This window comes from Clostridium tarantellae (assembly GCF_009295725.1).
Taxonomy (GTDB): Bacteria; Bacillota; Clostridia; order Clostridiales; family Clostridiaceae; genus Sarcina; species Sarcina tarantellae.
Genome location: NZ_WHJC01000094.1, coordinates 1 through 12,051, shown reverse-complemented (window position 1 = coordinate 12,051; position 12,051 = coordinate 1). Strand labels below are relative to the sequence as shown.

The following is a 12,051-nucleotide window of genomic DNA, read 5'->3' as shown; positions in this document are numbered from 1 at the left end:
GCTTAATAATATTTTCTTAACTATAGACAAGCATGTAACATTTTTATGCGAATATATTAATAATTATGAAAATTATTTAGAATGTAAAAATCTTTTTAATTTATACTTATATATAAAAATTATATCCATTTTTAATTTGAAAATTGATGTAAAAACAGTACTACACTTTATAAAAATCACAAAATCTAGCAAAAGTTCTTTAAGAGTAACAACAAAAGGAATAAAATATTTTAATTCTTTAAATTTAGATGATAAAATTTCTTCAATAGATGTTTTAAATTGTATATATATTAGATAAAAAAAGGTTGCATTAAATTATAATTAATTTAATGCAACCTTTTTTATATTAAAATATAATTCAACAAATTTTTCACTAAATTGAATATCACTATCATATTATATGATATAAAAACAAATCTTAAAACACCTCTTTTTTCATAAAAAATAAAACTTTATTAAATTCTTTAATTTAGGAGGATAAAAAAAATGTCATACCAAGAATATGATAATATACTATGGATTTGTCAAAATAAAATATATGAATTTTTAAATATTAAAAATGTAATTGGTATAGGATTAGGACATAAATATGTAAAATCTCAAAATACAAATGAAGTTTGTCTTAATGTATTTGTAGAAAAAAAAGAAGATTTAATTAATTTGAAAAAATCTGATATAATTCCAACTAAATATAAAGGAATAAAAACAGATGTATTTGAACTAGGAACAGTTACTAGTAGTGCTTTAAATACTAAAATTAGACCTGTACAATGTGGTTATAGTATAGGACCTACAAATTCAAATATAGCTGGTACAGCTGGATGTATAGTCCAAAGAGGTTCTGGAAATAACCTAAGTTATTTTCTTTTATCCAACAACCATATTTTAACAGATAGTCAAACTAAACCTTTAGGCACAAGAATAGTTCAACCAGCTATACCAGATGGTGGAACTATTCTTGATGCAGTTGCCACACTTTCTAGTTATATACCTCTACAATCAGGTACAAGACAAATAAATACTGTTGATTGTGCTATTGCAAGAATAATCAGCAACTCATTCATTTCTAATGAAATAGCTTGGCTAGGTTATCCTAAAGGAACTTCTAATGTTATTTTAGGGGAAAAAGTAAAAAAAATAGGTAGAAGTTCAGGAAGAACCACTTCTACAGTGCGAAGTATAAGCTCTTTTCTTTATATTAATCTTGGTGGTAGATATTACTTATTTCAAGATCAAATAATAATGGATAAATTTTCTCTTGAAGGTGATTCTGGTAGTTTAGTTTTAAACAATTCAAATAAAGCTATTGGTTTGCTTATGGCTACTTCTACTTATGCTTCTATAGCAAATAATATAAACAGCGTACTACGTGCTTTAAATGTAGAATTAACTACGTAAAATCTTTAATTTATATATATACTGCTTAATAAATTTAATTAATTTGAATTTCAAAGATTATTTCTTTATTATTTTATTTTTATAGAATACAAAAAGCTCTCTAAATATTTTTAAAAATTAGATGGCTTTATTACTGTAAAACTATGAAAGGAGTTTATTATATGATAAATAAAAAAAATCATATAATTTTATGCATTTGTAAAAATAACTATAAAAATTTTCTTTGTTTTAAAAATGTACTAGGTCTTGGATTAGGCATGAAATATACTAATTCAAAAAATACAAATCACTTATGTATTCAAGTATTAGTACAAAAAAAAGAATCTTTATGCAAATTAAAATATAATGATATAATACCTAAATCTTATATGAATATAGCTACAGATATAGTAGAAATTGGTAATGCAGAAGCTTATGCTCTTTCTTCTAAAATACGTCCTGTTCAATGTGGCTATAGCATATCACCAGTTAATAGATTTTATTCTGGTACTTGTGGATGTATTGTTGAAAGAGGATCTCAACAAAATATGGAATATTTTTTATTAAGTAATAATCATGTCCTTGCTGATTCTAATAGAATTGCTCTTGGAACTCAAATAGTTCAACCCTCTAGAATGGATGGTGGAAGAATAACTGATGTAATTGCAAATTTAACCAATTTTATTCCTATTAATTATGGTTTTCAAGGAAATTTAGTAGACTGTGCTATTGCTCGAATAAGGGATAATTCAATAATTTCTAATAAAATTGCTTGGGCTGGTTATCCAACAGGAATAAATAATGCTATAATTGGTGAACAAGTTGAAAAGATAGGGAGAACAACTGGCAGAACTTCTGGTTTAGTAAGAACTATAGGTACTACTCTTATAATAACTGTAGGTGGGCGTCCTGCTCTTTTTCAAAATCAAATTACTCTTGAACGTATGAGTCAACCTGGAGATTCTGGAAGTGTAGTTCTAAATAAAAATAATGAAGCTGTTGGTCTTCTTATGGGTGGATCTCCCTCTATATCAATAGCTAATGATTTTAGAACTGTTTTAAATTCCTTAAGAGTAAATTTAACCTATTAATTCTTATTTTTTATAATAGACTATTATATTAATATGTTTTATTAAAACAAAAAGTTAACACTAAAATTTATAACACTTCTTATAAATCATGAAATTATATTAAAATAAATTAAGTGGTAAAAGTTCAATTTCTCATTAAAACTTTTACCACTTTTTATTATATATTTATATATTTTTAGTTAAATACATTTTTTATGGAATTTATAAATTTATTTATAATACTTTTTTCACGCTTTGGTTCTTTACCAGTTCTAAATTTTTTAGAAAAAGGTCTAGCTTGCTCACCATTTGAATATCGTGCAATAATTTTAATTCCATATAATGTATTAGCCTTTAAATTTTTAATAGTATAACTATTTTCACTACTTGGAATAGTAGCAACATGTTTATTATCTATAAAAATTGCATACTCCATTAATCCTTCTTTGCTATTTGGAGCATCCCAAGATACAGTAATAGAATTAAAAGTGCTTTCTCCTTTTAAATTTTGTATTTTTTCTGGTTTAATTTCAATTGGAGTTTCTATAGTATTAGCAGTTATAGCTATTTTATCTGAAGTAATACCTTCAGAATTTTTACTTGCAACCTCTAAAATATACTCTGTACCTGAATTTAACCCATTAAAAGTATATTCCATGGTATCAATATCTACACTACCAACTTCTACACCATCTTTGAACAATACATAGCCTTCAACATTATTCATGTTTTCTGGCATATCCCAAGTAACAGTTATTAAGTCATTAGTAGCATTTTTAATTTGTAAATTAGTTGGTGCTGCTATGTCTACTTTCTGTTTAAATACGTTCAACTCAGCAGCTGATGCAAATCCTCCACCAGCTTCTACAGCTACTAGTCTTACATGAGTTGCTTCAATAGCATCAAAATTAACCTTTTTAAGCTCTGCATCTTTAACCCAGTTTCCTTCTGATACCTTTGTAAAATTCTCTCCATCATTACTTACTTCAAGTTTGTATTTAGTTATAACTCCATTACCTCCACTTTGTCTTGGCAGATAATGAAATCTATCTATTACATATTTTCCACCTAAATCTAAGGTAATACTTTGAGGTAATTTGTCTTCACCACTCCATTTAGTATGCCATATAGTTCCTTCATTTCCATCTATAGCAAGACTAGCTGGACCCTCACTACTTCCAGGCTGTTCACTATCAGCTATAGCTGTCATTTGCTTTTGAGGTATTGCTAATGGATCTACTTGATCTGTTGGTGGTTCTGGGAATGGATCATCTACTTCTCCATTAAATTCATTAATAGTTAAATCATCTATAACTAATGCTCCATTTCCTGATTTTTCTATACCTATATAATAATCATCATAGTTTCCTGTTTGGAAAGTATATTCAAAATGGCCTACTCCCATACCTTTTTCTTCATCTACTTCATATTTAGCTAATCTTACTTTCATTTTATTAGCCTCTTCTGTGCCATTAGCCTTATCTGATTTAATCACTACATCATACTTAGCTTTTAAATCATCTGGCTTAAAGAAATCATTATGTGGGAATTTATACTTAAAAGAAATTTTATATTTTGCATTTGGCTTTAATGATATTAATCCTGGTACAGTTCTAGCTACAAGTCCTGTTATACCCTCTTGAGTTTTAAATGACCAATCACCATTTATAGTATCATTAGTATACCCATTTATATTTCTTTCTGATAAGTGAGTTTGACAAGGTCCATCATATCCATATACAAATGGTCCAAAACCTTCATCCACACTTTCAAAGTTCTCATAATAGTAATTTTCTTGTTGTAAAATTCCTTCTTCTTCACTTTTATTGTGATTAACTACTCTTACATTATCAAATCTTACATAAGAATCAGCAGGACCCTCTCCCACTCTTAAATTTATAGTTATTTCATTTACATCTTGTGGTACTGTAAAATCTACTTTAACTCTTTGGAAATACGTATTATGCTTATCACTATTTACTGTATAATTTCTGCTATTTGTTGAAGTTATGAAATGTGAGAATGTTTCATTACCAGCTAAAATTTCTAATTTACCTTCTCTTTCAACTCCTCTAGTCATTTCAACCCAAACTGATGCTGAATAATCTTTTCCAGGTTCTACAGGTATTTTTTGAGTAACTCCACCAGCTTTTTCACCATCTACTCTTAAATAGGTTTGACCAGTATTATTAGTAAAAATATTTTCAGAAGATGTACCTAATTCCTTTTCAAAATTTACATTATTTGCTTCAACAGACTCTGGTAAAGGTGTCCACCATCCATATTCATCATTTTCATCTTCTTTAAAGTTATAACTATCAAAGCCCATATCTCCAACATTACTTGTTTCTGACCATATTGTCTTTCCCATAGTCTCATCTATTTTTTCTTTATAAACTACATATGGTGTTTTAGAATCTAATTCTAAAGTTATCTTTCCATCTATTACTGGGATTTCCGAAACTAGTTCTCTACCTTCTCCAGATGTTTTATAAAGGCTAACTGTAATAACTCCTTCTTCTTGCCATGATTTTGGTATTGTCCATTCTCTTGACTCTTTAAAATCATTCCAAGCATAAACCTTATCTGGTTTATTTATATCTTCATCACTATATGGTATAAATACTCTATTATTTTTAGATAACAACTTATCATTAGCATCTTCAGCTCTATCATTATTTCTATAAGTTGTACCAGAGTAAATTAAATTACCATCCTTAATAAGTTCAGTATCTCCACCTAATACCTTACCATTTTCATTTTTATTTAAATTTTCAACTCTACTTATTAAATCATTTTCAAATTTAACTTCATTTTCAGTCCATTTAATTATTGGAAAGTGTTGCATATACTTTGTTGGTAATGTCCAATTATAAAAAGTTTCTACTGAGTACTCAATATTTTTTTCTCTAGGACAATCTCCTTCCCATCCCATAAATCCTTTGTTTTTATTACCTTTTAATAAGATATCATTAGGGAATACATCTTTCATTTCATTTTCAACAAATCTTACAATTTCACTTCTAGTTCCTCTGTATTGCTCTCCCCAATCAACTCCATCTGATACATTTCCTGAATTATAAGTTAAATCTGCCCAGTGAGTCCAAATTGCATTTTGTCTCATTGGTCCACTCCACTCTGTAGCTACTAGCCAATCATTTTCTAATAAGAAATCTTGAAGCTGATTCATATTCCAAGGGTTAGTATTATATACATCTACATATACCCAATCTAATTCATTAGTAGCTTCTTTCATCTCTTTAAGTCTTGCTCTTAAGCCTGTTTCAGTATTATTTAAAACATCTTTTCTTTTATCTACATAATAGGATTGATCTAACCATCCCCACCCTTTTCTATAAGGTTGTTCTAAGAGTTCATCTAAGAAATATTTAGCCTCTGGATATATTTCCGTAGTATTTATATGGACACCTACTAAAGTATTATATTTTTCACCCACTACTTTAGCCATCTCATTAAATTCTTTTACTCCACCAGCTCTTTGGTTAAAGTTATTACCATAGTCTGGATGAGCACTATCATGTCCTTCTGATTGATACCCTTTTACTAGCATCATTTGTCCAAAACCATCTATATAATTTGAATACTTAGCTACTTGGTCTACTAATCTATTAAAAGGATACTGTGCTTGTGATGCAAAATTCATAGCTACATGAGATATATGATCCCTAACCACATCAGATCCTACTGGTCTAACTACATGCTCTCTATAAGCTATAGCACCATCTTGCCAGTCTACCTGGGAATCTTCATTTTTATCATCTGATATAACTATTCTACACCAGGGTAAATCTTCTGGCTGAAGCTCCTCTACTTCTCTATATGTCCAAACTCCATTCCAAAGACTTGCTTTTTTAACCTCTCCATCCATAACTGTTTGATAAGCTACTTGTTTAGAGTAATCCATAACATTGTTTTCTAAAGAAGCTACTAATTGTCCATTTTCTAAAAATGTCATTGTTTGATACACTGGTTGTGCATCTATAGCTTTATCCTTTAAACTATAAAAATAATCATCTGAGCTTAATATACCATGAACTCTTGCCGATACAATATCTGCCTCTTCCTCTGAATCATTTATTGTAACTAAATTGTGATTTGGTATCTCTATACTCTTAACCTTAAAATCACCTTTTTCTTTTATTTCTTCAAATTTAATTTTAACTGTATTTTCTATAACAGCTAAAGAAATTTTCATATCTACATTAATTTCAGGAAAATTAAAGCTATATACATATGCTTGAACTAAACCTTTTTCTTCACCTTCACTAATTTCCTCTATTTTTGTTTCTAAATTAACAGGCTTATATTCTTGTCCATTAATTTTAAATTTATCTAAAGATTTTTGTGTTCCCTTTATTATTTTATCTCCAATTTTATATTCAACCACATTAGGAAATTCTCTATCTACAACTACTGTTAACTCATCGGATTTTATTGTAGCAGTATTTTCAATTAATCTTTCTCCCTCATTTAAAATAACTTCTTCTTTTACTTTAGAAACTACAGCATTTTTTTCTCCTAGAACTTCACTAGTAGTTGCCAAAACCTTATGTGGTGAAACTAAAGATGCTCCATACATATAAGCCATTACAGCTGCTGAATACTTAACTGCATGTTTTTTAGCAAATTTATGTTTAGTCATATATATACCCCCTCAATTAACGTTTACATTTAAAGTTTAGACCCTTTACAAAATATAGTACATAGATTTTTTTTACTTTTTTATATAAATTTAATAAAATTAAAAGCAACAAATATTTAAAATCTATAACTAAATAAACTTTACTTAAATATTTGTCACTTTAATTTAAATTATATTATTTTAATGTTCTTCCATTAATGGCAACTGGTCTTGATTTTTGATCTTGTTTGTCTATAGCAACCACTTTAATATTATAAAGAGTATTACTTTTTAAACTTTCTAAAGTATAAGTTGTACTAGTACTAGGTACTCTTTCTACTTCTACTCCGTCTTTGTATATTACATACTCTTTAATTTCTCCACCTATAGATGGTTTTTTCCAAGAAATAGTTATACTATTATTAGTAGTTTCATTTGCTTTTAAGCTTTCAATCTTTCCAGGCTTAACAATAATTTCTGGTGTCTCTTCTACTTTATACACATTTACCTCTGCCGCTGATGCAAAATCACCTACACTATTTAAAACTTCTAATTTAACATATTTAGCTTCTACTTCTTCAAATGTTATAAACTTTTCTTCATTATTATTTTGTAAATTACCTGTACTTACCTCATTAAAGTTAACTCCATCATTACTAATTAACACCTTATATTCAGTAATATTTCCATTAGAACCACTTTGTCTTGGCACATATCTAAGTTTATTTATTTTATAAGTTTTATCTAATTCTAAAGTTAAATAATGTGGTTTTTCTGCTGGTGCTGAATATCTTGAATGCCATATAGTACTTTCATCTAAATCTGATGCATTAGATGCTGCTCCATTTTCTGATTGTGTTTCCTCTGAAGAAGCATTAACCTTAATGGATGATGGATTTATCATAGTTTTATCTATACCTTCTGGAATATAATCTGGCACTTCTCCTTCATATTCATCTACTGTAAAATTATCAATTATAAGAGTTCCTGATTTTCTTTCAAATCCTACAAAATAATCTTCAAAATCTCCTGTTTTAAATGCAATTTCAAACTTTCCAATCTCTCCTTCATAAGCTGGTAATGCTATATCCATTTTTTCTTCAGCTTTTCCACCAGCATCAGTTCTAACTACTAAATCATACTTAGCATTATCTTCTATAAACTTATAATCAAAGGTTACTTTATACTTCTTCTGAGGATCAAATTTTAATAATCCTGGTGATGTTTTCATTACTAAGCCACTTTCACTTTGTCTAGTTTTAAGAGAAAATTCACCATCTATAGTATCATTAGTATATCCTTCATGAGTCTCAGATAAATGAGTCATACATTCTCCACCAGTAGCTTGAGTAAATGGACCCCATCCCTCATCTACTGTTTCAAAATCCTCAAAATATAAATGTTCTTTTTCTTTCTCAATTTCTAACTCACTCTTTTTATGCTCAGTTATTCTAGCATTATCAAATCTAACATAACTATTTTCATCTTTTCCTTCACCAGCTTTTAAATTCATTGTAACTAAATTTTCTCCTTCTGGTAAATAAAAATCAACCTTTATTCTTTGAAATCTAGTTCCTCTCTTATCTGTGTTTATTATATTATTTTTATAAGTAGTTAAATCCAAATAATGAGAATACTTTTCTCCATTACCAAATACTATTTCTAACTCTGCTCTTTTTTCTGATTTGTCCGAAACTTCAGCCCAAACAGAAGCTGAATAATGTTTACCACCTTCTAATTTAATTTCTTGAGATACCCTACCATCATTTATTCCATCTATTTTTAAATAAGTTTGTCCTGCTGAACCACCTTTATCTTCTTCAAAATAAATATTATCTATCTTTCCATTAGATGAAGAAGGTGTCCACCAACCATAACTATCTTCTTCATTGTCTTTAAAACTATAGCTATTAAATCCATTATCTCTTACTAAGCTTGTTTCAGACCATTTAGTTTTATCTGTAGTATTTTCCACCTTATCTTTATAAACTACATATGGTGTTTTATCTTGTAAATTCAACTCTATTTTTCCTTCTACTACTGGTATAGTTTCTAATAAAGTTCTTCCTGTTCCGTCTGTTTTATAAAGATATACTTCTGAAGCATTTGCCCAAGTAGCTGGTACATTCCACTCTTTACTCTCCTTAAAATCATTCCAAGCATACACCTTATCTGGGTTATTTACATCCTCACCCCAAGGTACAAATACTCTATTATCTCTTGATTTTAAAGAGCCACTTTTATAAGTGTAACTTGAATATATTAAATTACCATCTTTATAAAGTTCATGATTACCTTCATAACCAACACCATCATTATCTGATTTTAAATTAGTAACCTTACTAACTAATTCATTCTCAAACTTAACCTCTTCATCTGACCAATTAGTAATAGCAAAATTTTGCATATATTTCGTTGGTAATTCCCAAGTATAAAATTGCTTCACAGTTTCATCTAAATTTTTTTCATTTTGCCATCCACTATAACCTGTGTGCTTAGCGCCCATTAAATGAATATCACTTGGAAACACATCTCTCATTTCATTTTCTACAAATCGTACAATTTCACTTCTCAATCCCCTAGAATATTCATTATTACCATGTTGAATATCTGCCCAGTGTGTCCAAATAGAATTTCTTTTAAATGGCCCACTGTACTCAGTAGCCACTGCAAATTTATTTTCTAACAAGAAATCCTCTACTTTATGCTCATTCCAAGGATTTGACCAATAAGTATCTACATATACCCAATCTATTCCTGGTGCATTTTCTTGCATTTCTCTAAGTCTTGCATTTAATCCTGTTTCACTATGGTTTAAAATATCCTTACGCTTATCTATTAAATATGCTTGATCTAACCATGCCCAACCTGGTGTCATTGGTTGTTGTAATAATTCATTAGAAAAATATTTAGCCTCTGGATATGCCTCTGTAGCATTAATATGAACTCCTATTTTAGTATTGTACTTATCTTCTACCGTTTCAGTCATAGAATTAAATCCTTTTAATCCACCAGCTCTTTCGTTGAAATTATTTCCATAGTCAGGATGTGCACTATCATGTCCTTCTGATTGATAACCTTTTAATAAAAGCATTTGACCAAAACCATCTATATAATTAGAATACTTAGCTACTTGATCTACTAATCTTTCAAAAGGGTATTGAGCCTGTGATGCAAAGTTCATAGCAATATGAGAAACCTTATCCCTAACCATATCATTATATTCTGGTTTTTCCATTACATCTCTATATGCTATAGCAACATCTTCCCAAGATATAATATTATCTTCATTTATATCATCTGCTATAATAACTCTTGAATATAGATCTCCATTAAAAACAGGAGTAACTTTTTTATCTTCAACTTCTCTATATATCCAAGTGCCATTCCATAATCCTATATTTTTCTTTCCTTCTTTTTCTGTAGTTTTATATTGAACTTGACCGCTGTAATCTATTACATTATTCTCTATACCTGCTGAAAGCTCTCCATTATTTATAAAAGTCATAGTTTGCTTAACAGGTGCATTGTCAATAGCTTTATCTTTAATATTATAATAATAATCTCCTGAAGAATTTCTACCCCAAACCTTTGCAGATGTTAATTCTCCTAAAGTTTCTTCACTATTTATACTAACTAAATCATGATCTTTAAATTCTATAGTTTTTAAGAAAAATTCTTCACCTTCAACTACATTTTCTAATCTTATATCCACATAATTATCTATTACCTCTATAGCAATATCAAATGTTAAAGGTACATATTCATTAAAATCTAATGTATATACTGCCTTACTTTCACTTTCTTTATTAAAAGTAACTTCTGGCTTCATTTCTTCTTTATTTATTTTTACAGACTCTTTAGAGATACTTGTACCATTTATATTTTTATCTCCCTTAGCATAATTAACTACATTAGGAAATTTATTATCTATAGTTACTTGTAAATTTTCAGAAGATATAAATTCCTTATCTTCTTCTAATATTTCTCTCTCTTTTATATCACCCGGTACTCCTGTAATAGCTTTATAACTTACATTATCAAAGTGTAATTCCTTATCTGTAGACCATAATCTAAAGCCAATTTTTCCTGCTTCCATAGGAAAATTTGAAACAATATCTAAAGATGTTTCAATTTCTAAATTATCATTTATATATACACTAATTTTATCTTTTACATATTTAATTTTAATTTTATACTCTTGTCCAGCTTGTAATGTAGGTCCTGATATAGGCTTCCAATCACTAGCACTTTGAAGTACCCAGTTTCCTCCATCATATCCTATCATGCCATAGTTATTATCATCTATAAATCTAAAAACAGCTGCAAATTGCCCTGATTTAGACATTTTAGCTGTAAACTCATATTCTCCATTTTTAATTAAAGGAGATTTTTCATCTACTACTCTTACTTCTTTATAAAGAGCATTAGCTATTTTTAATACACCATCCTCTACTAGCAATTTTGATGGCTCTCCCATAAAAACTCTATAATCATCAATATCACTGCTATTATCAAAAGTTCTAGTATAAATTTCTTCTTCATTAGTTTTATTTATAATTTTATTTATTAATTCGTTTTCATCTACTGATAATTGTTTCTTATTTGTATTTTTCTCTTCAATTTTTTTATTTGTTTCTAAAGTATTTTCTATAGCTTTAACAACCTGTGGTGAAATTAAACTAAAAGCATATAAAGATGTAACAATGGCTGCAGTATATTTAACTGCATTTTTTCTTATAAATTTATTTTTAGTCATAGTTTACCCCCTAATTTTATATTTTATTAACCTAAGAATAAACTTATATGAAAACATTTAACATAGTTTTTTTTTACCTTTACATGTATTTTTTAGTTTAAATCAAAAAGGGGCTGTCGCACTAAATAATTAGTGAACAGCTCCTTTTTTCTTTAAAAAAATAAATCCCAAACTCCACGAGTTTAGGATTTATGGTAAAATAT

Annotated in this window: 4 protein-coding genes and 1 pseudogene; 3 read left to right on the top strand and 2 right to left on the bottom strand. The window is 28.5% G+C overall.

Annotation, left to right across the window (positions count from 1 at the left end):
* From GBZ86_RS18025 to GBZ86_RS07925, 3 genes and pseudogenes are all read left to right on the top strand, one after another.
* Positions 1–298, top strand: a pseudogene (locus tag GBZ86_RS18025) (GTP pyrophosphokinase); the annotation flags it as partial.
* Positions 299–486: 188 nt separating this feature from the next.
* Positions 487–1,398 carry a Nal1-like putative serine protease gene (locus tag GBZ86_RS07930; RefSeq protein ID WP_152889425.1) on the top strand — a complete coding sequence of 304 codons (912 nt, stop codon included), beginning with the start codon at positions 487–489 and terminating at the stop codon, positions 1,396–1,398.
* 161 nt (positions 1,399–1,559) lie between these two features.
* The gene (locus GBZ86_RS07925) at positions 1,560–2,468 is read left to right on the top strand and encodes a trypsin-like serine protease (RefSeq protein ID WP_152889423.1); all 909 of its coding nucleotides are present in this window, start codon (positions 1,560–1,562) and stop codon (positions 2,466–2,468) included.
* Positions 2,469–2,643: 175 nt separating this feature from the next.
* Here the strand turns inward: GBZ86_RS07925 and GBZ86_RS07920 are convergent, their stop codons facing one another.
* Together GBZ86_RS07920 and GBZ86_RS07915 are read right to left on the bottom strand one after the other, a co-directional pair.
* A complete protein-coding gene (locus GBZ86_RS07920; protein ID WP_170272187.1) occupies positions 2,644–7,110 on the bottom strand; it encodes an endo-alpha-N-acetylgalactosaminidase family protein in 4,467 nt (1,488 codons plus the stop codon).
* A 175-nt stretch (positions 7,111–7,285) separates the two neighbouring features.
* Complete coding sequence (locus GBZ86_RS07915; protein WP_152889421.1) at positions 7,286–11,848, bottom strand: endo-alpha-N-acetylgalactosaminidase family protein; 4,563 nt, start codon at positions 11,846–11,848, stop codon at positions 7,286–7,288.
* Positions 11,849–12,051 lie beyond the last annotated feature (203 nt).